The following is a 23,239-nucleotide window of genomic DNA, read 5'->3' as shown; positions in this document are numbered from 1 at the left end:
CCTTCTTCCTCCTTCCTTCTTCCTCCTTCCTTCTTCCTTCTTCCTTCTTCCTTCTTCCCTCTTTTGCGGTTTTATGAACAGTGTATATAGCGTTTTCAAATTTTTAGTGGGTTTTCTGCTCGCGATCGTCCTGATGGCAGGTGCTAGCGTGGCTGCTGCACTTTACTTTGCCGCTAAGCTAACTACTGTGCCCGAAAAACCTGTTTTTTCCAACGACAAAACACCAGCTCAGGTTGCCGGCGCTGCGCCGCAGTCAACAGCCCAGGCTAGCCCTGTGTCTACATCTAGCGATGCCCCATCTCCGAAACCGCTGGAACCGGGAGCTTACCGAGCTCTGGTGACTCAGCCGATCGGCTTAATTCTCCGGGATACAGGTAGCCGAGACGCGAACCGCATTGGCGGTGTTGGTTACAAAGAAAAAGTTGTGGTTTTGGAAGAGTCGCCCGACAAAGAGTGGCAGCGCATTCGAGTTGAGGATGGCAATCGCGAAGGTTGGGTCAAGGGCGGCAATACTGAAAAAGTTGAGGGGGATTGACACTCTCCGACCTGAAGGTACGGAGATTCTTGAGAAACTTTAACACTCTTAAAGGTGCTGTCAAGACACCTCTAGACGTTCAAAACAACTACCTTTCGGTGTTGCAATTACGCTTACTTTTTGTATGCTTTCGTTCGCACTTTTCAACACGCTTGCCAGTTCGGTACGCTCACTATCCTGCGTTGCTTGGCTGTGCCTTAGTCTTTCTCAGACGATGAACGCTGAGGGTGTCTTACTGCCGGGAATCTCACCGTACTAGGAATAGTTCATCACGTAGTTGATACGCCTACTTGTTCGGCATTGCTCAATTATTATAACACAGACTCGTAGCCTAAAGGCTACAAGTGCGTTTCATACCCTGCGGGAAAGACCGGGGTTCTCACGCGACGCGCTATAGGACCAGCCCAGTCCATATCAAAGAGTTAACTGTTGGGCGTTGCTGATTCACGGTATGAATCAACTTTTCGCTTGATGTTACAAAAGGCTTCTCAGGATTTCTGGTGAAAACGGTAGTGTCAGCCTCTGGCTCACGAAGGCTTTCGGGCATTTCCCACGGGAAGTTTTATTTTTATTATCCGCTAAAACTCACCAGAGCCGGGGATGCGGGCAATCCTTACTGGCAGTTTACCGCCAGCGTGCCATCTGCTACAGCGATTTTTGGGAAGCTTGGGAATTTGAGGGGGTTGTCACCCCGTGAACCCATACAGTGTTTACTTTTCCAACTGATTCACGCTTGCCCTGAATATAAATACTTATTGCCGTGTCATCTATCTATGGTATGATGTGTTGGTACAATAAAACTTACTCAAGAAGCCATAGGGCATCAAGATTGTCGTCAGCAACTCTCTAGTAGACGAATAAATTGGCTCTTCTCAATTGCTCGTGGAAACGTTAGTGTCAGCCTCTGGTTCACGAAGGCTTTCGAGCTTTTCCCACGGGAATTTTTATTTTTACTATCACCTAAAACTCAGGAGGCCTTACAAAACTCACCCTCAAGCGGGCTTATGGCAATGCCGAAATCTTGAATTCATACCTGTATTCAGCAACGCCCAAAAAAGAATCGAACATCGGATTGTCACTTTAACACAACCTCATATCCGTCCAATCGTCAGAGGCAAGTCAGGAAGTCCTACGGAATTCGGAGCCAAGTTATCAGTCAGTTGTGTAGTATGTATTCCTCGAAAAAATTAGCTGGGAAAACTATAATGAAAGTGGAGATTTGATTGGACAAGTGGAAGCTGACAAAGAATATACGGGAGTTGACCCGGAATCGGTTCACGCTGATAAAATTTATCGCACCCGAGTCAATCGAGCTTGGTGTAAAGAAAGGGGAATTAGACTCAGCGCTCCTCGGTTAGGAAGACCGCCTTCCCCAGTCAGCCTTCAAGCTAAAAAACAAGCACAAGAAGACGAGCGCATTCGCAACGAAATTGAGGGAAAATTTGGACAGGGCAAAAGAAGATTCAGCCTGAATCGAGTCATGGCTAAACTATCAAATACTTCTGAAACTTCTATTACTCTTACATTTTTAGTGATTAACCTGGTGAAGCTGCTGAGGCAGTTTGACTATCTTTTTTTGTGTCAATTTTCCCAAATATTATGATTTTATCGAGAAGGAGTAACTGTAGCTAAGCATTAAATAATCGAAGTAAAGCAGGGCTTATAATGTGAGGAATACGGGCCTCTTGTTCATTTCCCAACCCTACTTTTTATAACTTTTTCAGCAAACCCTAATTACCTGTGCAGATCGATCGACCCAATTGCCAGAGCAGGATAGTAAAGCCCTCTCCCTCTCGCCAAATCCGGACGTTTCCCCTACCTTTACAGTGTTGTGAGAGATGGATGTCTGGACAGATAGATTTCGGAAAGATAAATTGTTAATACTGGCTGCAGCGATCGACATTTGACACATTTTTTGGAGTATAAAAAATGACCAAAAACGTATCAGTAGTAATTCCCTCCTATAACAGCGCCAAATTTTTGCCGGAAGCAATTGAGAGCGTACTTGAACAAAGCTACCCTCATTTTGAGGTCATTGTAGTAGACGATGGCTCTACTGATGAGACGAAAGAAATCTGCGATCGCTACCCGAAAGTAAAATACTTCTATCAAAACAACCGAGGCCATGCTACTGCACGCAATACTGGTCTGCAGATTAGTACGGGAGAGTATCTTCTCTTCCTGGATAGTGATGACTGCCTTTTGCCTGAAGCGATTGAGATTGGAGTCAAGCATCTCAACGCCATGCCAGAGATGGGCTTGGTATTTGGTCGTTATTTCTTCTATTCCATTCAACCCGATGGCTCATACAAAGTAGAAGAGAAATATGAGAATCAGCCTGAAGTTGCTAATTATGAAACCCTTTTGGCTATCCGGCATAGGGTTCAATGCGGTTGTATTATGTTTCGCCGTGCTGCCCTCGATACTGTCGCCATTGAGTCTATCGGTGCATTTGACCCAAGTGTATTAGCGACCGAAGATTACAATTTATGTCTGCGAATTGCCCGTAATTTTCCTATCTATTTCCACGGTCAAGTCGTTTCTCAATATCGCTACACAGGCAATAACATATCCAGTAAATCGACCTACTTTCTGATCCATGCAATCCGAGATCATTATCAGCAATGGAGTTACGTTCAACAAACTGAAAACAAAGAATATATAGTTGCCTATGAGCAGGGTAAACACCACTGGATCAAGCTTTTTGGCAATCGATTGCCTTACGAAATCCTGAAATATATAGCAGCTAAAAAATGGGTTGCAGCCTTGGGTATTCTGAGATTGATCTTGTATTACGATCCCAAATTGCAATGTATCGATCGGGCAATCTACGAAACATCCTATACAGCTCTGATGTCAGAGCTACGAAAGCTCCCCTTTCAAGACTCCTTAGCCTATTGGAAAAAACAACTTGCTGGAGCCCCTCCTTTATTACCCCTACCCACTGACCGGCCGCGCCCCCCAGAGCAATCGCTCCAGGGATCTTCTCTGTCTTTTCGCATTTCTCAAGAAATCACGGCAGCCCTCAGCCAATTGGGCGGCCAGGAAGGGGTCGCCCTATCAACAACCCTGTTAGCCGCGTTTAATATCTTGCTCTATCGCTACACATGTACCGAAGACGTGATTGTTGGCTCCCCCTTTGTGAGCCGTGTGAATGCAGAAAATTTTGTCAATGCCGTCCCCCTTCGTACAGATATGTCGGGTAATCCCACGTTCCCAGAGTTTCTGGGACGAGTGCGGAAAGTCGTTTTGTTAGCGCAAGCCTATCAAGATGTACCCTATTGTTTGTTGGTAGATGAATTTTGTCCCCAGCCCGACTTAAGCTATGCCCCTCTGTTTCAAGTGACCTTTGTCTTTGAGGAAAATATTCCATTCCAAAGGATCGATCTGTCAAGATTAACCGCAAGTCCGTGGGTGATTGAAAACAACGAAGGAAAATTTGACTTAACTTTATTCTTAAAACCAACCAGCGAAGGATTGGAGGGGAGTTGGTCTTACAGCACGGATTTGTTTAATGCAGAAACCATTGAACGAATGAACGAGCATTTCCAGATTTTGTTGGCAGGCATTGTGGCTCATCCAGAACTACCGATTTCTGCATTGCCGCTGTTGCCAGACAAAGAGAAAAATTTGTTGCTGGTAGAATGGAATCAGACTCAAACAGATGAATCACAAGATCGATGCCTCCACGACTTAGTGACTCAACAATCAGAAGCAACTCCAGAGAAAATAGCGGTTTCCTGTGAAGGTCAAACATTAACTTACCAAGAACTGCATCAACGCTCCAATCAACTGGCCCACTATTTACAAAAAAAAGGGGTAAAACCGGATGATTTAGTTGGCATTTGTGTCGAGCGTTCTCTGGAAATGCTGGTGGGATTATTAGGTGTGCTGAAGGCGGGCGGAGCCTATGTTCCCATAGACCCGAACTACCCTCCCGATCGCGTGGAATACATGATCGAGAATTCCAAAGCCAAACTATTGTTAACACAACAGCAGCTTGTCAAGAACCTGCCTACCACAGCAGCCAAAGAAGCATTGGTCATCTGTTTGGATGCGGATTGGTCTCTCATTGCCCAAGAGAGTGAGGAAACACCGATCGCAAATGTTACGCCAGAAAATATGGCCTACGTCATTTACACGTCTGGTTCTACGGGTAAGCCCAAAGGCGTACAAGTTCTTCACCGCGGGGCCGTCAATTTTTTAAATTCGATGCGCCAGCAACCGGGAATCTGTGAGGCGGATATTTTGCTGTCTGTCACGACTCTCTCTTTTGATATTGCAGTCTTAGAACTGTACTTACCCCTGACTGTGGGAGCGCAGGTTGTCATCCTGAGTCGGGAAGCTGCCATGGATGGCAGAAAGTTATTAAAGACGATCGCCCAATCGGGGATTACGATCCTGCAAGCGACCCCAGCCACTTGGCGATTATTGCTGGAATCGGGTTGGGAAGGTCAGTCCCCGATGAAAATGCTCTCCGGTGGGGAAGCCATCCCTAAAGAATTGGCTGCCCAATTGTTAACCAAAGGTACGGAACTTTGGAATATGTACGGGCCGACAGAAACAACAGTTTGGTCAACGGTTTATCAAATCAAAGATGCCCAACAGCGAATTTTAATTGGTAAGCCGATCGCCAACACCGATATCTACATCTTAGATCCTCTCCTGCAACCCGTTCCCGTTGGGGTGGCTGGGGAATTACATATTGGTGGTGCAGGATTAGCCCGAGGCTATTTGCAACGTGACGATTTAACGACAGAGAGATTTATTCCTAATCCCTTTCGGGAAACCGAACGAATCTACAAGACGGGGGACTTAGCGCGTTATTTGCCAGATGGAAATATTGAGTGTTTGGGTCGCCTAGATTTTCAAGTCAAAATTCGCGGTTTTCGCATCGAACTCGGTGAAATCGAGTCTGTTTTGGTCAAACATCCCCATGTGCAGCAGGCGGTGGTCATCGTCAGGGAAGATTTTCCTGGCGACAAGCGTCTAGTGGGTTATATTGTAGCCGTCAACAATCAGAACCCAACCATCCAAGAACTGCGAAGTCTGCTCAAGGAGTACGTACCAGAATATATGGTGCCGTCTATCTTCGTTTTCTTGGAAGCTCTACCTCTAACACCTAATGGTAAGGTCGATCGTAAAGCTCTACCCGCACCTCAACAATCGGCCCAACCACCAATCACACCCGCCACTCCCACGCCTCTATATCCGCCAGCCACTACAACTCAAGCAACACCAGAACAGCCAAGAAAATTTGCCAGTCCTCAGGATGATTTGGAAGTTCAACTCATCAAGATTTGGGAAAAAGTATTGCATACTTCACCCATCAGTACGACAGATAATTTCTTCGAGCTGGGAGGACATTCCCTATTAGCGATATCGCTACTTCGTGAAATAGAGGAAACCTACAAGCAAGAGCTATCTTTAGCTATCCTTTTCCAATCGCCAACGATTAAGCAGTTGGCTAACACCCTTCGCGAACAAGGATGCTTGTCTTCTTCGCAGGCTTTAGTCACGATTCAGCAAGGCAGTTCCAAGCTTCCTGTGTTCTTTATTTACGGCATATTCCTTTACTATGATTTGTCAAGACACCTCGGCGAAGACCTGACTTGTTATGGAGTCTATCTCAACGAGGAAGTCAGTATGTTCCAAAGGAAGGAACTTGACAAACCACCAATGCAAGTGAGTATTGCAGATATGGCAACTCGCTACCTCAAAGAGATACAAACACATCAGCCTACAGGCCCTTACCTCCTAGCGGGTGAGTCCTTGGGTGGCTTAGTAGCCTTTGAAATGGCACATCAACTTCATTTACAGGGTGAGGAAGTAGCTTTACTGTGCCTTTTGGATAGTGCGATTCCAGGGAAAAACGAACTGTCATTGAGTCAGAAGCTGGCTTTTCATGCCAAAAAGCTGCGCGAAAAAGGGTTTTCCTATGTTTTCCAAAAGATACAACAATTTCAGAAGACTAAATCGACTTCTAACATGAATAACGATCCTGTAGATCCTCGATTAGAGTTTCGGAATTACGCTTTCAACAGTTACAGGCTACAGCCTTACCCAGGCAGGGCGATTTTGTTCCGGGCGATGGAGGAAAGTCACTTTAGCACTTTGGAAAACTGGAATGAATATTTGGTTGGAGGATTAGACATATATGATATCCCTGGAAATCATCTAAGTATCCTTCAAAAACCCAATGTCCATCTCTTGGCGGAAAAAATGAGAGTGCATATCGATCGAGCCTTCGCCAAACTTTAGGCTGCGATCTGAGCTGCTATCTGCCTCTAGTATGCAGCAGCTCATACCATTTCTCTATTAAGCTACGCTTAATAGAGAAAGTGGCGATCGCATCTTTAGCTGGATAGGATTATCGGCTCTCCCGTACTTTTGCTGATAACGTAAGCTTATAACCTAGTACACTTGGGCGTGAATAGAGCTACCATTTATATGTAGATGTAGAAGGTAGAACAGATCGATGCCCAGACTAGCCCCAAAGCCATTGCAATTGGCAGAGCCAGAACGAGAGCAACTGTGGCAGATTGTCAACCGTCATCGGACTCCCCAGCAAATTGCCTTAAGAGCCAGGATTATTCTGTTAGCAGACGAAGGATACAATCATCGAGAAATCGCTCGTGCCCTCAACATCAGTCGAGAGATGGCTTCGTTGTGGCGGCATCGTTGGTTAGAGTTGAGTGTCAAAAATCTGGAAGTGGTGCAGCGATTAGCCGATGCCGAGAGACTCGGAGGTCCAATGACCTTCAGCTTAGAACAGATTCTTCAATTATTTGCGCTCGCTTGTGAGAAACCGGAAATATCTGGGCGACCGCTGAGTCATTGGAGTGCACGAGAGCTAGCAGATGAAGCGGTCAAACAAGGCATAGTCACCAGCATCTCCCCTCGTCATGTTGGGAGATTGATGGCAGAAGCCGATTTAAAACCGCACCAGTCACAATACTGGTTGAATCCCCCCCCGACCCACAGTTTGATGAAAAAATCAAAGACATCTGTGAGGTCTACCTGAGTGCAATAGAGCGTGCCGAGCGGGGAGAGCGGACGATTTCGATGGATGAGATGACAGGAATTCAAGCCATCGAGCGCAAGTCTGCCGACCGTGGGATGCGTCCCGGCAAACGGGAGCGGCGAGAATTTGAGTATATTCGCCACGGCACCCAAACATTAATCGCGAGTTTTGATGTTGCTCAAGGTCAGGTGGTCGCTGCGACCATTGGCGATACCCGAACTGAGTTGGACTATCTGAGCCACGTCGAACACCTGATGGCTAGTGACCCTGATGCTGTCAAATGGCATCTGGTGATGGATTGTTTGAACACTCATCAATCGGAATCCTTGGTTCGGTTTGTGGCAAAATTTGAAGGGCTGGAGGTTCCTCTCGGGGTGAAAGGGGTATCGGGTATTCTTAAATCGATGCCAACTCGATCCGATTTCTTGCGTGACCCCACTCATAAAATCGTGTTTCACTTCACCCCCAAGCATTGTTCTTGGCTCAATCAGATTGAGATTTGGTTCAGTATTTTGGTTCGTAAGTTACTCAGGCGAGCCAATTTCCTTAGTAAAGCTCAACTCAAAACCCGTCTCCTTGAATTCATCGATTACTTCAATTGCACAATGGCTAAACCCTTCAAATGGACTTATTCGGGCAAAGCATTGAAGAAATAATCAATGGTAGGTTAACTCCCGCCTACGTCTACTAGCAGTATCAAGGGTTTCTTTTGTCTGACCAGGCTTTCAAGTTGGTTGTCACCGCAGTATTTTTAATAAGGCTCCTCGATAAATTATTCTACCTTCCGAGTTAAGATGGACGCCATCTTTTGTGACATTTTCTTTTAAGACTGTCCCTTGATAAAGGGGCTGAATTTCTTTTTCTACTATCAAAACTTTCTCGGTCGCTGCCACTTGACGAGTGAATGCTCTAATTTTTTCCACTCTTTCCAAAGGACCCGCTAGTGTGAGATCGTGGCTGGCTGCAACCGTTGAGTAAAATGAAGGGATTAACAGCACTTTTTGGGCGTTCATTTTTGTTCTAATAATGCTGATGATTTGCTTCATATTGTTAATAAATTCTGCATCCGTCGCTCGATAAATCGCATCATTAGTACCGAGGGCAATAATGGCTTTATTACATTTAACTTGAGCAGCAGTTAATTGTTTTAGCTGTGCAAGCTGAGAAATTGTTGACATACCGGGTAAGGCAAAATTAAAAGTATCGTTACCCATGGTATTGCCCAGCCCATAGGTAATAGAATCGCCAAAAAAGCAAGTATCAATTTTAGTTTGTTTAGTCAGTTCGAGTTGATACTTAACTTCATCCTCCCACCAAGGGTTATCACTGAGGGTGTCTGTGGGTAATTCGATATAAGTTTCATTAAACATGACGAGGATTCTACCTAAATACCCCGTCTTTATTGCCCATCCTAAAATCCCTGTTAAGACAATGACATTCAATAGCACTGAAATGGTCGCGAGCAGTTTTTTCATACAGGTATTAGCAAGGAAACTAACAGAACCGATCGATCAATATGCTACCCTAACGTAAGTCACAATTATCATCAGTTTATCCGATCGCGAATTAAGCGATCGCAGTCCTCCATCTCGTTTGAGATTAATCGGCTTAAACCCTTGTAGAGGTAAGCTTTCAAGTTGCTTGTCACCCCGTCGGCAGGCAGGAGGCAACCGTCAGCTTCGTACTACTGAGATCTTGCACCATTCTCAATAAAGTTCTACAACCCTCGCTCTTTCCTCGATCGAATCACCAAAAACCTAGTTTTTTGAGGCTGATTGACTGGCGTGGAAGATATGAGTAGTAAGAAGGTGTCTTTTTTGTGCCAGCACCTATCTTAATTATCTGGTCTTTAATATCATAACTAAATGTTGACCCGTCGGCTATCCATATATTTTCAAACTTTCTCAAGGCAAATTGTACGCTGTCGGGTAAGGGTCTTGATTGGATTGACAGCCATGAACTACTAAAATGAGGCAGTAATTATTTGATTTTTTTTTTAAATATAATGGCCGGGAAAGTTAGAAATATGAGCGATAATGCTTGTTGAGTAATTTCTTGTGGCTCACACCATAAAAATCCCTCTCTCTTTAATAATGTCGCACTCCTCAATGCCAATGGAGTTTGTGCCGTAAGCTAGCGCTCAATCTTTGCGATCCATGCTCTCTGGAGACGAACAAAACAACTGTGATGTTAGCATTAGGTAATAAATTGGCATCAAGCAGACTGCCCTTTTGTCAAGGCGATGAAGAGTAAAAATTGTTGGAAAGAGAATGGAAGCAGGATTTGGCATACACTTAGAGAGATATTTTGGTTTGTAAGGCAACGATCTATGTATATCTTGCCTTACAGCTTTTTTTAAGTTCGCTTGAGCAGTGCCATTAAAATTTAGTCCTCCTGATTTTACTAGACAAGATTGCATTCATTCGCTAGTTGAGATTGCCGTCTGAGACGCTGACATTGTGGTTGCTATCGCCCCAGCCAACTCCTCAATTTCACATAAAAGCTCAGCAGACAAAAGGTTTCAACAGGTAAAACTCAAAAGAAAAACTCATGAATAACATACAGCGGTTCTCAAAAAAGTGAGGTATGCCCTCTTTTGCCGATGCCCCATGCCCTGTTTGCCCGATGCCCCATGCCCCATGCCCGCGGAGTACCTCATCTTTCTGAGAAAGGCTATAAGTTTAAATTATGTGCTTCATGAGAGTATGTTAAGAAACTTAGCAAAATTTTAAGCTTACTTGCAAAGCGTAGGTTTTTGTCACCGCAGCAGAGGCAAGAGTGGTAGCTTGGATCGCAACATCTAAGTTTTTAGCTTCACAGCTACCAACCATAAAAAATATGTACGACAAACGTCCCGATCGAGATTTGGCGAGTGCTGCTGTGACTGCGGCTTTGGGAGCTGGGGTGGTCACTTCTTTTGCCGTCAGCAGAGGGCAAAATCCTCTGGTAGCCTTGGGAATTACGGTTTTTGCAGCGGGAGTAGCTTTAATTTGCGATCGGTTTGGCTTAATTTAAAGGAAGAACCCATTTTTGAATCAGCAGAACACACAATCCCCGACCTATTTGCAACGAGCAAAGGCGGGGATTTTTAATGGCGGGCGCAATAAGTGGTATTTTTAGCGACAGCGAGATAAAATATTAACCAATAATCCCAAAAACCTATAATCTTTCAGCCTCAAAGGCTAAAATGTGCCTGCCAACTTTTTTGCTGAGTCTCGCGTCTCTAGAAGCAGCAATGCTATCTTGGCTGTTACCTGTAATTATTTTTGACTGTAATTTTTTTAAAAAAACGGGTGCTTCGCGCTTTCCAGGTAGAACTTAGCGTTGATAGAATCCAAGCCAAGCGTGCCAAAAATGATTTTTGGCTTTGCTCACACAACCCACCCACAATTTCACACTAAAAAATTATGGAATCTCTTGCTTACCTCGAACTGGCTCTTGTTTGCGAAGCACCCGCAGAGTCGAAAATTGTTGATGATCCCAAGAGGCAAAATCTATCGAGTCAGACTTACGTCCGTTTGCTGTCTCTGGCTTTGATGCTGTCGGTTTTGAGTGCAGCAGGTGCGGCTTTGGCTCAAATAGATCCGGTTTATCCCAATGTGCGCTCTGTTCAAGACAGGTTGCGGGAACTCGGCTATTTTCCCAGATCTTCGACAGGTCAACTCGGCCCGGTTACTAAACAAGCGCTGACTAACTTTCAGCGAGACTATCAACTGTCGCTGACTGGCAGGCCCGATCGAGCTACTGTGATCGCACTCAACAGTTTTGCCGGGGATGACAATCGACCTTTTAAAACTATTTATACCAATTATCGCGAACTTGGTTTTGGAGACGAGGGTGCAGATGTTTCTGCTCTCCAGCGCAGGTTGAAGCAGCTAGGCTACTTCAGCGCGCATCCCACAGGTAGTTTTCGCGAAGTTACTCAAAATGCGGTTAGATACTTCCAGCGAATTAATCGACTGCGGGTAACTGGAGTTGCCGATAGGCAAACTTTAGCTTTGCTGTTTGGTTCGACCCGGCCGGTTCCCCCCGTTACCCTTCCGGGGGATATTTCGGGAAATGGCGGTTGCAAGGGGCTGCGGTTCGGGGACAGAGGGGCGACGGTAGACTTGATCCAGCGGCAATTAAAAGCTTTGGGCTATTTTGAAGGTGGCGTTGACGGCAAGTTTCGCGAACGCACTCTCTACGCTGTGACTCGTTTTCAGCAAGATTACAATCTGGTTTCTGACGGCTGCGCTGATACTGCTACTTTGACTGCTATCGATGCCCAGATGAGGCAAGCTGAAATTACCTCGTGGACTGAGGAAGATGACCAACAGAGTAATGCCGAAGATTTTCTGGAGTTGGGCGACACAGGCCGACAAGTAGAATTTGTGCAGCGGCGGCTGCAACAATTGGGTTATTACAGGAGCCAGATTCACGGTTGGTTCGATCGACCAACTCAAGCAGCTTTGATCCGCTTTCAAAGAGATAGCGGGCTGTTCGGGACTGGAAGAGTCGATCGCAGCACTCGATCGGCTTTGCGGCAAGGCAACAGGCAAGCAGCAGCGCCTGTGCCGCAAATTGCCGCTGGTCTGCGACGGGGCGATACTGGGCAGTAGTGTCCGACATCTTCAGTCTGCCCTCAGAAGTCTGGGCAAAAACCCCGGCCCGGTGAACGGAGTATTTGGAGCCGAAACCGAGTTTGCGGTGCTGTCGTTTCAGCAGGAACGCAATTTGTCACCGGCGACCGGTATTGCCACTCCGGCGACTTTGGCTGCGCTCCAAAACGGATTAGCTGTTCCTGCTGTTCCTGCTGTTCCTGCTGTTCCAATTAGCAGCAGTTTCAACTCTCGATCGAGCATTCAGCAATTACAAAGGCGGCTGCAAGACCTCGGCTTTTACACAGGCCCCATCGGCGGAGTTTTTGATACTCCGACGAGAGACGCCCTCGATCGAGCTCAGCGCAGTTACGGGGTCAGCAGAGACGATTTGTTGAGCCAAACTTTTTAGCCCCGGGTTTGCGGATGCTACATCAAAGAAATCGGGTTTCTCGTTTCCGACTCATTCCTGAAATGATGTATTTTTCTTAAGAAACCCGGTTTCTGCCTAACTGCGATCGCACTTGGGCTACCGATTTTTGTTAAAACTTGTAACAAGCCGTACTTGAAATGCGAAAATAGTGTAATGTCACTCGATTGCATCCGGGGCGCTGCTGCCGTTCTGGGCGATCGACCTCGGACAAGACCAATTGCTGGAAACCAAAGACGGCCATCCCATCCGCAAAGCTTCGTGGCACACCGTATGAATGGTTAGCTGGCAGTCTAGCAGGTGCAACCCAGACTTTTCAGCTTGCTTCATGCCAATTTTCAAAATCGAATCGTTGTTAAATTCGATCGTTCTGTTGCACTGAACGCAGACTAGGTGGTGGTGGTGATGCGGGTAAGGCTGGTTTATTTCATAGTGTTTGTGACCTTCTGCTAGTTCGAGCTCGCGGAGGAGGCTCATCCTTGCCATTAACTTTAAAGTTCGGTAAATGGTGGACAAGCTAATGTTTTCTCCGCGATTTTTTAACAAAGTGTACAAATCCTCCGCACTCAGGTGATTGCCTTTGGGGAGGTTCTGAAACACGTGCAAGATGGTTTCCCGTTGGGGAGTCATCCGCCAGCCTTTGTCATTGAGTTCGGATTTGAATGAGGACGCGGTATAAAGTGCCATAGTGACCCTCTCAAGAAAGTCTGCCTATTGACAATAATACACAACGATCGAGATATTTTGCAAATATCGCAGCTTATTGAAAAAAGATTGAGGAAAAAATTTGGTTTTTGATATTTTTTGACTTTTAACAAGCTTTATGGCTTGCTGCAGAGGACAGAGAAGTTGTTTAGAAGTAAATTATTGTTACTTCTGCCGAATGCCTCATGCCTTCTGCACAAGTGCCCAATGCCTTGCTCCCTGATTAATCGCGCTGACTGACCTGCCAAATTTAAGTCAGAGACTCCAGATAGTCGCGGACGCGGTTGCGACGCTTCGGTTGGCGGAGTTTTTGCAAAGCTTTGGCTTCAATTTGGCGAACTCGCTCGCGCGACAAGTCGAGGGCGCGACCGATTTCTGCCAGCGAATAGGGGTGTCCGTCACCCAAACCAAAGCGCATCAGAATTACATCTCGCTCGCGGCTGGTCAAATCTGCCAGCAGTTGCTGCAAGTCGCGGTGCAGAGCTTCTCGCATCAGCATTTCTTCTGGGGAGATGCTGTCGGTTTCGAGCAAGTCGCCCAACTCTGTATCTTTTTCGTTGCCCACTTTAGTTTCCAAAGAAACAGAACGGGGGACTCGCAGCAAAACTTCTCGGACTTGGGGTGCGGTCATGTCCAACTCGACAGCGATGTCTTCGATCGTAGCTGTCCGACCTTTTTCTTGAGAAATTTTGCGCTGGGCTTTTTTGATTTTGTTAAGTTTTTCGGTGATGTGGACGGGGAGGCGAATGGTGCGGCTTTGAGTGGCGATCGCCCGCGTAATTCCCTGCCGAATCCACCAGTAGGCATAGGTGCTAAACCGATAGCCCCGCGTCGGGTCAAACTTTTCTACAGCTCGCTCCAGTCCGAGAGTCCCTTCTTGTATTAAATCGAGCAATTCTAAACCGCGATTTTGATATTTTTTCGCCACCGAAACCACCAGGCGCAGGTTCGCCTTAATCATGTGGTCTTTAGCTTCGACGCCTTCAGCTTGAATTCTTTCGATCGTCTCGACCGTCATCTCGGCTAACTCGGCCCACTGGCGCTTGCCTTCGGACATAATTCGCTTGAGTTCTGGCACGTCACCGACACCAGCGGTTAATGCCCAGCGTTCCAGGGAAGGTTTATGTCCCAACTGTGCGGCTAACCGATCGCGCACTTCAATTAAATGGACGAAGCGCGCAATTAGCCCTTCTTCCTGGGATGCGACGGTGTTGCGTAATTCCAGCAATTTGATATAGCGCTGAACTTTTTGAGCTTCCGAGACTTCTTCGTCTCTACCCAAGAGACGAACCCGACCTATCTCTTGGAGGTACAGGCGCACTAAATCTGTAGTGCGACGGCTGGCATTTTTTTGCAATTTGGCTGCTGGGTCTGCATCTTCTGTCTCTGCTGGGTCTTGGTCGAGCAGTTCGTCTCCAGCTTCTTCAGCATCTTCATCCAACACATCACCTTGCAAGGGATTGACTCGCAGTTGTTCGTCGAATTCAGCTTCAGCGTAAAAAGAGGTGGCTGGCATAGTGATTTTCTCAGTTGCTCCGGGTGAAAAGATGCTACGCTTAGCGGTTATTTATAATTATGATGCCCACTTTGTAAAAACCAAGCATCACCGCTTTGTGTTTCTTTACTAACTTTCCTGACTTTTCTGCTGTTGTTCGATCGAACTTTTGCTGCCCCACTTGTTTTACCAAGATTCTGGAAAACGCTAAGAACTTTCTGATGTAACAGGTTGAAGGCCCGAAAAGTGTGTTGTACTTCTTTGTTTATGTAGCTAGTATAGATAGTGACTGGCTAGAAACAAGTGACGTTAGTCAGAAGTTAAGTTAATCTTCATCACCGATAAGCTGGTTCCCGATCACTTCGGAAAATTAGCCATTTTTTTAATAAAACTTTATATAACTTGGCGCTTTTGATTAAATACGCTGCTGTGAGCGCAGAAGTTTAATTCATTACAGAATATGGGTTTCAGAGTTGCTAGAGTCCGCAGTACCGAATTAGCGGCTGACGCAAAAACCGGGTTTCTCGATGTCTTTTGCGTAAGTCATGAGTTTGAGGGGGCGATCCACCGATAATTGTTTTGCTATTTGCTGCTGCTTCCCGGTTAACATCACGTCCAGAACACCAGCATCAGAAACGGGGTCTTTTGCACCATGTCTGCACAGAAAGCGCAGGTTTTTCGTTGCTGTTGACTCTATCGGGTCTTAAAGTCCTGGACGCATGGGTGCGTCGAAACCGGGTTTTTTAACCAAAAAAGTTGATGAAAGCCCTAAATCTCTGTTAAAAAACCCGGTTTCTTTGTGGGCGAGTGGCTAAATCCTATCTTACTCACAAGGGTGCGAGTCAATTCAAATTAAAGTTGCTAGCGTGGGTAAAGTTTCATCAGTTCCCTCACCTGTTCGGCGTGATAGGAACTGCGAGTTAAGGGAGAAGCGACAACTTGCAAGAATCCCAAAGATTCGCCAAACTTTCTCCAAGCATCAAACTGTTCTGGAGGCACAAAGTTTTCTACGTTCAAGTGCTTTTGAGTCGGTTGCAGGTACTGTCCAACTGTTAAAATATCGCAGCCGACAGCCCGCAAGTCCTGCATCGCCTCCCGAATTTCGGCGTCTGTTTCTCCGAGTCCCACCATGATGCCGGATTTGGTGTAAACCCCAGGTGCGAGTTCGCGGCTTCGCTGCAATAGTTCCAAGGTGCGATCGTACTTTCCTTGCGGCCGCACCTTGCGGTACAGTCGCTTTACGGTTTCGGTATTGTGGTTGAGTACCTCTGGCCCGGCTGCGAGAATGATTTCTAAAGCCTGCCAGTTGCCGCACAAGTCGGGAATCAAAACTTCTATAGTTGTATCGGGCATCGCCGATCGCACTGCTTGAATGCACTCGACAAACTGAGACGCACCCCCATCCGGCAAATCGTCCCGGTTGACAGAGGTAATCACGACGTGGTTGAGTTTGAGCCGCTGCACTGCTTGCGCCAATCTTTGGGGTTCTGTGGGATCTAAAGGTTGGGGCTTTTTCTCAAAATCGATGTCGCAGTAAGGACAGGCGCGGGTACAAGCCGGGCCCATAATCAAAAATGTCGCAGTACCTGCGTTGAAGCATTCTCCGATGTTCGGACACGACGCCTCCTCGCAAACCGTATTCAGGGATAAATCCCGCAAAATTTCTTTGACGTTGCCGACGCGCTCCCACTGGGGGGCTTTAACTCGCAACCACTGGGGCTTAACTGTCACGTCTGTCTCCGCCTGAGTAGTGTTTTACAAATTATATACGAGCTTGCTCAATTTTGACTTGAATGTGATATCCTAAACAAATAGTGACTAAATTCGGGATGTAGCGCAGCTTGGTAGCGCACCTCGTTCGGGACGAGGGGGTCGCAGGTTCAAATCCTGTCATCCCGATTATAAAATTAAATGGGATATTCCGCAGCAAGGGAGTGTGTTTTGGGCGCTCCTCCGGTTGTGTATATTTCTCGTTGGGATAAATTAATGGCTCGGGCTTGTTAATTCCCCTTTGCTAAAAAATTAACTGTAGCGACTGTTTTGGCAGAGGGAATTATAGAAGAAAACGTAAACAATCAGAGCAATAGTAAAGAGTAGAGAACAAGTCTTTGCCTTCTCCCTCTGTGATGATTTGGGACTGTGTTCGATCGCAGGTACTTGCTCAATGCTGAGAACTTTGAGCAAGGTTTGAAACCGGAGGCAAGTATAAATACTGTAATAATTGCAATAATTCTTAAATACAAGTTCATCAAGGTTTACATCTTGAGATAGATGAATTAAGATCGAAATTAGGTTATAATTAAGTTAATTGTTAGCTTGTCTAAAACTAACCCAAAAACCGGAAGATATTTCAATGCAAATAAGTGGCAAAGCCTTCGGCTCCTGCTCTCGCTGCGAAACAGTACCCGCAAAATTAGAGAGCAGCGGAGGTCTATACCTGTGGTTTCCAGTATCGCACACGCTCAAAAAGGTTATTTCTTCACTAACCCAGGCTGATCTTGAATTCCGGCTGTTAGAAGAAAGCAAGTGTTTGTACGTTATCCTTGAGGGGATAGCGAGAGAAAATTTTAGTGCCCTAGCATCATCTGTGCTGACAACTCAAGAATTGAAAGAGACAAAAGTTTTGTGGATGCGCGAAGTTGAACCGCCTAAATTTAGCGATTTTTATCGCAGCACTTCCTTAGACAGTTTTATTAATTTCAGCAAGTCTGATTGGCTGTTAGATTTATTGTACGAAGAACGCATTACTACGCATTTTCAGCCCATTGTCTATACCTCTGATACTTCTAAAATTTTTGCCCATGAAGCCCTGCTCCGAGGAATTGACGAGCAAGGAAACTTAATTTATCCGGGCAGGATTTTTGCCCAAGCAGAATCAGCAGGCATAATTTTTCAACTAGATGCTTTAGCCCGGACTCGCGCTATCCGGGAAGCCCATGTGTACGAGCTCAAAGAATTACTTTTTATTAATTTTTCTCCGACTTCAGTTTACGATCCCGCTACTTGCCTGCGAATGACTGTACAGGCTATTGATGAAGCGGGAATTCCTCACAGCAATATTGTTTTTGAAGTAGCCGAATCTCAGCACCCCCCTGATATCAATCACTTGATTAAGATTCTGAGGTTTTACCGAGAAGCTGGATTTTTAATTGCCCTGGACGATTTTGGCAGCGGTTCTTCTAATTTAAATTTGATGCACCAACTACGTCCAGATTTTATTAAGTTGGATATGCAATTGATTCGCAACGTCCATCAAGATTATTATAAGGCACTAATTACGGAAAAGATGTTAGAAATTGCCAATCAATTAGAAATTAAAACTGTTGCTGAAGGTGTGGAAACTTTGGAGGAGTTTGAGTGGGTACGAAAACGGGGAGCAACTTTTGTTCAAGGTTATTTGATTGCTAAGCCGACTTCTCCCCCGATCGCAGTTACGAGCTATATTGGTGCTGAACCAGTACCTATTTCTGCTTAACGGATTTCCAGTTGCGATGGGGGGCTACATTTTGCTCGTTTCCCTGCAGAGCCGGGAGACGCATATCAGGAGGCTCTGCCTCCATTAAAATGAGATAACGATTTGGAGGCTCTGCCTCCCGATATTCATTACCAGGCAGAGCCTGGTAACGATAATTACTAGCATTTTAAACGCTCAAATTGCGCCGCAGAAAGCTTTCTAAGGATTCCATTCTCATGCCGTAGATGGATTCCAAGTTTTGCACTTCTTCGGGAGTGCAGAAATACTCGTTACCCAGCAATACCCGCAAAGTTCCTAAGTCTTTTTGAGCTTGAGGATTCAATAAACCCAACGCATTTCTCAAACCGTCAAACACAACCAGCGGCGGGTTGATTACCATCGGTTCGCGATTGAATAAGCGTGCAAAAATGCGGGGAATGTCGTCCCTTGTCAGCACATCCGGGCCACCGACTCGCAGAATTTGGTTGCGGGCGCCTTCGACTGTTGGCGAGTCTGCGGCAATCTTTGCTAAGTCGTCGGTACTGACAACAGATGTGCGGTTTTTGCCGTCGCCAATCAGCAGGTAAAGTCCGGTTTCTCGAAATCTTTCTGCTAGGGGTAACAAGCTGGAAGCAAAACCGGCAGGCCGCAAGATTGTATAATTCAAGCCACTGTTTTGCAGGTATTTTTCTACTTCTCGCTTGGCTTTGAATACTGCGGAATCTTCGTATCCCCGATCGACTCCCAGTACCGAAACAAAGACAAAGTGCTGCACTCCTGCTTCTTTGGCGCAGTCTATCAATTCTATGTTAGCGCGGTAGTGTACTGCTTGAACGTCGCCGCCGGTGCCGTGACTGCTGATGATGTATTGCACTCCTTGGCAGGCTTTTTTAATATCTTTGTCTTGTTTTAAGTCGCCGATAAAAATCTCGGCGCCTCGGTTTTCTAGTTCAGAGTAGCGAGATGCGAGGCGAACGAATGCGCGGACAGGGTTTTCTTGCTGTCTGATTTCTCGTACAATTCGGCGGCCTAGTGCGCCTGTTGCTCCGGTTACTAAGAACATGATTTTTAGTTGTTGGTTGTTACTTACATATTGCACTTTTCTCAAGAACAGGTAAGATGCCTGTACCACAAAGAGTTAATTTTCTTGTGGGGTGGGCATCCTGCCCGCCCATCCAAGGCTTATTGAGAATGGGGCAAGATGTCAATTGTTATTAACCTTATAACTTATAAATCAAATTTCGACAATTACGGGGGCGTGGTCGCTGGGTTTGATTAATTTTCTGGGAGCAATATCTATTGTACAGTTTTTTGCTTGTTCGTACAGGGGAAAGCTGAGATAATGGTGGTCGATTCTCCAGCCGTTGTTGCGTGGAAATGCGGCGGCGCGGTAATCCCACCAGCTATAATGGCCGCCTTCTGATGTGAATTTGCGAAAGGGGTCGTTTAATCCTAATTCTATTATTTCTGTGAGTGCGAGGCGCTCGGCGACAGACAAGCCGACAGAGTTAGCATTGGCTTTGGGATTGTGAATATCTCGATCGTCCGGGACAATGTTGAAGTCGCCGCAAATGCACAAGTTGGGGGATTTATCTAGTGCTATTTTGAGGTATTCTTGCAGCAGTTTGAGCCACTTTAGCTTGTACTCATATTTCTCGCTGCCAACTTCGGAACCGTTGGGAACGTATACGCAAATAATGCAAATATCGTCTATAACCCCGGCTATTAGGCGTTTTTGTTCGTCAAAAATACCTGCGGTTTCGTCGCCGAGAATGGGGGCAAATCCGCTGCTGATTTGCGTTAGGGGCGATCGGCTGAGAATGGCAACGCCGTTGTAGGATTTTTGACCGGAAATGTAGCAGTTGTAGCCGAGGTTGATGAAGGGTTCTAGGGGGAAGTCTTTGTCTGTAACTTTGGTTTCTTGGAGGCAAAGAACGTCTGGGGAGTTGGTTTGCAGCCAGCTAGTAACGTGTTCTAGGCGGGTGCGGATTGAGTTGACGTTCCAGGTGGCGATTTTCATTTTTTGTTGGTTATATACTCTCTGATTACGGGCGCGATCGTAAAGTGCGATCGCCCGTTTTGTTTGACTGTTTCAACTAATGACCGCCGTCCTAAAGATTGCATGACTTTCAAGAGTTCTGGCGGTGATAGTTGCAGGTTTTCTGGTATTTTTGAGATGTCGGCTGGTTCGGGGGTATGGGCTAGCCATGCGATCGCCTGTTGTTCGGATGCGGTTAGGCGATCGAAATGCTGGTGCAGGAGTGATTCTAAGTCTCCTAAGAATAGGGTATCATAGGAGAGGAATTCGGAAACGCTACCGCCGAATAAGTCTTGAATCAATGTGGCAACTATATTTAACCATAAGGGATTGCCTCGGTAAAGGTCGATTAGTTCTGACCATCTCTCCGGTTCTCCTAATCCTTTTTCTCTGAATATTTCTTGTGCTTCCGGGCCTAAACCGTTGAGTTGGAGAGATTTGCAGGGGCGGTTTTCGCCTTCTAAGGCGGCGATTTCTCTGGGTTTTTCCCAACTCAGGAGGATGAGGCAACTGTTGTGGGATGATTCTGTTAGTTGTTTGAAGAATGCGCCGTAATTTTCATATCCAGGTTGGTAATTTCCTGCGAGTTGTCCGCTGCTGAAGATGGTTTGGATATCATCGAGGATGATGAGACAGCGGTGCGATCGTAAATATTCTAGTAGGGGCAATCCCCCCGTGGTTGCCCTTTCTTCGGGATAGGGGGCGGGCACGGGGGCACCGTCCCTACAGAATTTAATTAAGTCGGTTTGGAGTGATGCGAGGGGTGGCGCGTTGCGGAGACTTCGCCAGATGATGTAGTCGAATTCGTGTTGAATTTGTGGGATTAGTTGGAGTGTAAGGGCGGTTTTGCCAATACCGGATAAGCCTAGGATGGTGATGAGGCGGGTGCGGTTTGAAATCCAGTTTTCGAGGGTGGTGAGTTCGGATGTGCGGTTATAGAATAGGTTGGGTTCTGGTGCGTCGGCTAAATCTAAATGTACTTTCGGTTCGGAATTGCTTGTTTTTTCGTTAAATTTATTCTTGTCTTGCGGTTCAGATTGTGAGACTTCTGGGGAGTGCACTTTTTCAGCGGAGATGTTGCCAATATGGATGCAGCCATTCCCGACGAGTGAGACAATATTAGAAGCTTGTAAATTTTCCAGCTTGGCTCTAAAATTTGCTTTAGATACTTGTTCCTTGCCTAATGCAACTGATAAAAGTTTCCATAATTTAAAGCCAACCTCTTTAACATATTTCTCTGAACGGTTGTGATGCTGTGCAATTTCTTTATATTTTTGATTGTCCCAAGCGCCACGTAGTATAGCTTTTTGCAGACTATCTAAATTTTTTCCCGTAGTAGTCAAAGCTAGATGGTCAACAAATTCTAAGGCTTCTTCAACGTCCATCGGTCAGGCAGATGCAAGGGGTTGACCTGATTGTAACCCAACTAAATATGACTTTTTCAGTAGCAACCAACTAAATGTGACTTTTTATGACCTAGTTGGGATGGAAAAAACTACTAAATATGACTTTATATGGCTTGACAAGCTTTGGTATTTAGGAAAGAATTTATACTTAAGACAACAAAAGGTTATGCTAAGCGCTAGTTGTATCGACCTGTTATGACACAACCGAATATTTTGGAACTCGCGAAACAGGGAGATGCAAAGGCGATCGCGCTTCTGCTGAACCGCCAGCTACAAGCCAAGGGCATCACCGCCGCAGCTTCTCTTAAGGATGGTTGTTTACAGGTGATGCTGGAAGCCACAGAAGCGCCTAGTCAGCAAGTCTTGGCCGCGTGGGTGAGTAAGTCGATCGCTGGCTTGGGGGCTGCATCGATTGAGAAAGTCAAGGTTTACGGGCGACAGACGGGCGCGAAGGTGCCGGCGTGGAGTCAAGAGTTTGAAGTGGCGGGGCCAAAGTTGCCTGTTGCGGATGTAACACAGGGGCGCGCAATTTCTAGTGATAATACGGAGTCAAATCAGCTTAGTTTGAAGGAACGGGCTAAGCTTGGGGATGTGGAGGCGATCGCCAGTCTGTTAAATCTGCCGTTGCAAAACAAGGGGATTACGGCGACGGCGAGTTTGCAAGATGGTTGTTTACAGGTGATGCTGGAGGGCGATCGGGTTCCTGATGAGGAGGCTTCTATCAGGATTGTCCGCAGGGAGTTGACGAATTTGAAGGCGGGGGCGATCGCTTCTGTGAAGGTTTACGGGCAGCAGGCGGGTGAGGATTTTCCGGCTTGGAATCGAGAGTTTGAGCTAAAGGCAGAGGTTAGTTCAGATTCAAAAAAATTATCAACAGATCAATTTGCAAATAAACCTAAAATTTTGACTCAAGTTATTCAGTTAATGAAACAGCAAAAGTTTCAAGAAGTATTAGAAATATCTAAAAATCATCTTCAGGAGAATCCACAGAGTCAAAAAATTTTGCTGGCAGGAGGAGTTATTGTCTTAGCAGCTCTCAGCTTTAAAGGAATACCCAATGCTCAACAAACTCCATTACCTACGGTCGTTACCTCCTCTAGTCAGCCGTCACCAACCAGCGATCCAGTAAAAGAGTCAGCTACAAAGTTTATGGAGCAATATTTAGATGACATTGTTAACAAGGGAAATAGTGGCACTTCTTACTGGTGTAGTAAGTCTCAAGATTTTGCATCATCTTTCTTTGCACCTAGAAACGTCAAAATTCTAGATATGGTAGCATCTGATACTACCGTAGCGGTTACGATTCAGCTTGACTCCAGCAACAAGGGGGGTGGGCAAATTACAAATAATTGGTTAATTTTTTTGGATAAGGAAGAAGATCAGACTAAATCCAGCACCTTGCACGATGGCTGGTGTGTTGCCTTTATCAGTGATAAATCAAAATAGTGAATAAGTTAAAAGGTCTTACTTAATCTCAAAAACCACGGAAGAGTTAGACGATCGATTCCTATTAGTTAGGTGCAAATCAGCCGATTCACAGTGCAGAGTCGAAAGCGTTGCGAAAACACACTC

At 45.9% G+C, this 23,239-nt stretch carries 15 protein-coding genes, 1 tRNA gene and 2 pseudogenes; 11 read left to right on the top strand and 7 right to left on the bottom strand.

Going from position 1 to position 23,239, the window contains the following annotated elements; translation table 11 throughout:
- The first annotated feature begins 73 nt into the window (after window positions 1-73).
- The 5 genes and pseudogenes from OSC7112_RS01115 (at window position 74) to OSC7112_RS01095 (ending at window position 8,215) form a co-directional block, all read left to right on the top strand.
- The gene (locus tag OSC7112_RS01115) at window positions 74-535 is read left to right on the top strand and encodes an SH3 domain-containing protein (RefSeq protein ID WP_015174189.1); all 462 of its coding nucleotides are present in this window, start codon (window positions 74-76) and stop codon (window positions 533-535) included.
- Window positions 536-1,594: 1,059 nt separating this feature from the next.
- Window positions 1,595-2,138 (top strand): annotated as a pseudogene (locus OSC7112_RS01110) (transposase); the annotation flags it as partial.
- 326 nt (window positions 2,139-2,464) lie between these two features.
- Complete coding sequence (locus OSC7112_RS01105; protein ID WP_015174188.1) at window positions 2,465-6,796, top strand: non-ribosomal peptide synthetase; 4,332 nt, start codon at window positions 2,465-2,467, stop codon at window positions 6,794-6,796.
- Window positions 6,797-7,013: 217 nt separating this feature from the next.
- Window positions 7,014-7,559, top strand: coding sequence for a helix-turn-helix domain-containing protein (locus OSC7112_RS01100; protein ID WP_015211735.1), 546 nt, complete (start codon window positions 7,014-7,016; stop codon window positions 7,557-7,559).
- A 41-nt stretch (window positions 7,560-7,600) separates the two neighbouring features.
- Window positions 7,601-8,215: a transposase gene (locus OSC7112_RS01095; RefSeq protein WP_015211734.1), complete on the top strand. Its 615-nt coding sequence runs from the start codon at window positions 7,601-7,603 to the stop codon at window positions 8,213-8,215.
- A gap of 81 nt (window positions 8,216-8,296) precedes the next feature.
- On the opposite strand, the gene OSC7112_RS01090 is transcribed toward OSC7112_RS01095, so the two are convergent.
- Window positions 8,297-9,034: an SGNH/GDSL hydrolase family protein gene (locus OSC7112_RS01090; RefSeq protein ID WP_015174187.1), complete on the bottom strand. Its 738-nt coding sequence runs from the start codon at window positions 9,032-9,034 to the stop codon at window positions 8,297-8,299.
- Between the two features lie 1,363 nt (window positions 9,035-10,397).
- Between OSC7112_RS01090 and OSC7112_RS37665 the strand changes: the two genes are divergently transcribed.
- The 3 genes from OSC7112_RS37665 (at window position 10,398) to OSC7112_RS01080 (ending at window position 12,551) form a co-directional block, all read left to right on the top strand.
- Window positions 10,398-10,574, top strand: a complete 177-nt coding sequence (locus OSC7112_RS37665; protein ID WP_015174186.1) for a hypothetical protein — start codon at window positions 10,398-10,400, stop codon at window positions 10,572-10,574.
- A 392-nt stretch (window positions 10,575-10,966) separates the two neighbouring features.
- Window positions 10,967-12,160, top strand: a complete 1,194-nt coding sequence (locus tag OSC7112_RS01085; RefSeq protein ID WP_041622308.1) for a peptidoglycan-binding domain-containing protein — start codon at window positions 10,967-10,969, stop codon at window positions 12,158-12,160.
- Between the two features lie 52 nt (window positions 12,161-12,212).
- Window positions 12,213-12,551, top strand: a complete 339-nt coding sequence (locus OSC7112_RS01080) for a peptidoglycan-binding domain-containing protein (RefSeq protein WP_041622307.1) — start codon at window positions 12,213-12,215, stop codon at window positions 12,549-12,551.
- Between the two features lie 177 nt (window positions 12,552-12,728).
- Here the strand turns inward: OSC7112_RS01080 and OSC7112_RS01075 are convergent, their stop codons facing one another.
- From OSC7112_RS01075 to lipA, 3 genes and pseudogenes are all read right to left on the bottom strand, one after another.
- On the bottom strand, window positions 12,729-13,256 hold the full coding sequence (locus OSC7112_RS01075; protein ID WP_015174184.1) for a ferric uptake regulation protein: 528 nt from the start codon (window positions 13,254-13,256) through the stop codon (window positions 12,729-12,731).
- A 268-nt stretch (window positions 13,257-13,524) separates the two neighbouring features.
- The gene (sigC, locus tag OSC7112_RS01070; RefSeq protein ID WP_015174183.1) at window positions 13,525-14,790 is read right to left on the bottom strand and encodes an RNA polymerase sigma factor SigC; all 1,266 of its coding nucleotides are present in this window, start codon (window positions 14,788-14,790) and stop codon (window positions 13,525-13,527) included.
- 840 nt (window positions 14,791-15,630) lie between these two features.
- Window positions 15,631-16,506 (bottom strand): annotated as a pseudogene (lipA, locus tag OSC7112_RS01065) (lipoyl synthase); the annotation flags it as partial.
- A gap of 88 nt (window positions 16,507-16,594) precedes the next feature.
- On the opposite strand from lipA, the gene OSC7112_RS01060 reads away from it, so the two are divergent.
- Window positions 16,595-16,668 (top strand) — tRNA-Pro (locus OSC7112_RS01060).
- Between the two features lie 454 nt (window positions 16,669-17,122).
- Window positions 17,123-18,244, top strand: coding sequence for an EAL domain-containing protein (locus OSC7112_RS01055; RefSeq protein WP_015174181.1), 1,122 nt, complete (start codon window positions 17,123-17,125; stop codon window positions 18,242-18,244).
- Window positions 18,245-18,410: 166 nt separating this feature from the next.
- Here the strand turns inward: OSC7112_RS01055 and OSC7112_RS01050 are convergent, their stop codons facing one another.
- From OSC7112_RS01050 to OSC7112_RS01040, 3 genes are all read right to left on the bottom strand, one after another.
- Entirely contained in the window at window positions 18,411-19,286 is an 876-nt protein-coding gene (locus OSC7112_RS01050) for an SDR family oxidoreductase (RefSeq protein WP_015174180.1), read from the bottom strand.
- 171 nt (window positions 19,287-19,457) lie between these two features.
- Window positions 19,458-20,243, bottom strand: a complete 786-nt coding sequence (gene xth, locus OSC7112_RS01045; RefSeq protein ID WP_015174179.1) for an exodeoxyribonuclease III — start codon at window positions 20,241-20,243, stop codon at window positions 19,458-19,460.
- A complete protein-coding gene (locus tag OSC7112_RS01040; RefSeq protein ID WP_015174178.1) occupies window positions 20,240-21,646 on the bottom strand; it encodes a helix-turn-helix domain-containing protein in 1,407 nt (468 codons plus the stop codon). The genes xth and OSC7112_RS01040 overlap by 4 nt, the downstream gene beginning before the upstream one ends.
- 216 nt (window positions 21,647-21,862) lie before the next feature.
- On the opposite strand from OSC7112_RS01040, the gene OSC7112_RS01035 reads away from it, so the two are divergent.
- Window positions 21,863-23,113, top strand: coding sequence for a hypothetical protein (locus OSC7112_RS01035; protein ID WP_015174177.1), 1,251 nt, complete (start codon window positions 21,863-21,865; stop codon window positions 23,111-23,113).
- The last annotated feature ends 126 nt before the right edge of the window (window positions 23,114-23,239 follow it).

The sequence above is a fragment of the Oscillatoria nigro-viridis PCC 7112 genome, from assembly GCF_000317475.1.
GTDB classification, from domain to species: domain Bacteria; phylum Cyanobacteriota; class Cyanobacteriia; order Cyanobacteriales; family Microcoleaceae; genus Microcoleus; species Microcoleus nigroviridis.
This window is presented reverse-complemented; position numbering and strand designations above follow the sequence as displayed.

Coding starts and splice junctions, on each gene's coding strand:
- OSC7112_RS01115 (WP_015174189.1), top strand. CDS start 74: ATGAACAGTGTATATAGCGTTTTCAAATTTTTAGTGGGTTTTCTGCTC.
- OSC7112_RS01105 (WP_015174188.1), top strand. CDS start 2,465: ATGACCAAAAACGTATCAGTAGTAATTCCCTCCTATAACAGCGCCAAA.
- OSC7112_RS01100 (WP_015211735.1), top strand. CDS start 7,014: ATGCCCAGACTAGCCCCAAAGCCATTGCAATTGGCAGAGCCAGAACGA.
- OSC7112_RS01095 (WP_015211734.1), top strand. CDS start 7,601: ATGGATGAGATGACAGGAATTCAAGCCATCGAGCGCAAGTCTGCCGAC.
- OSC7112_RS01090 (WP_015174187.1), bottom strand. CDS start 9,034: ATGAAAAAACTGCTCGCGACCATTTCAGTGCTATTGAATGTCATTGTC.
- OSC7112_RS37665 (WP_015174186.1), top strand. CDS start 10,398: ATGTACGACAAACGTCCCGATCGAGATTTGGCGAGTGCTGCTGTGACT.
- OSC7112_RS01085 (WP_041622308.1), top strand. CDS start 10,967: ATGGAATCTCTTGCTTACCTCGAACTGGCTCTTGTTTGCGAAGCACCC.
- OSC7112_RS01075 (WP_015174184.1), bottom strand. CDS start 13,256: ATGGCACTTTATACCGCGTCCTCATTCAAATCCGAACTCAATGACAAA.
- sigC (WP_015174183.1), bottom strand. CDS start 14,790: ATGCCAGCCACCTCTTTTTACGCTGAAGCTGAATTCGACGAACAACTG.
- OSC7112_RS01055 (WP_015174181.1), top strand. CDS start 17,123: ATGCAAATAAGTGGCAAAGCCTTCGGCTCCTGCTCTCGCTGCGAAACA.
- OSC7112_RS01050 (WP_015174180.1), bottom strand. CDS start 19,286: ATGTTCTTAGTAACCGGAGCAACAGGCGCACTAGGCCGCCGAATTGTA.
- xth (WP_015174179.1), bottom strand. CDS start 20,243: ATGAAAATCGCCACCTGGAACGTCAACTCAATCCGCACCCGCCTAGAA.
- OSC7112_RS01040 (WP_015174178.1), bottom strand. CDS start 21,646: ATGGACGTTGAAGAAGCCTTAGAATTTGTTGACCATCTAGCTTTGACT.
- OSC7112_RS01035 (WP_015174177.1), top strand. CDS start 21,863: ATGACACAACCGAATATTTTGGAACTCGCGAAACAGGGAGATGCAAAG.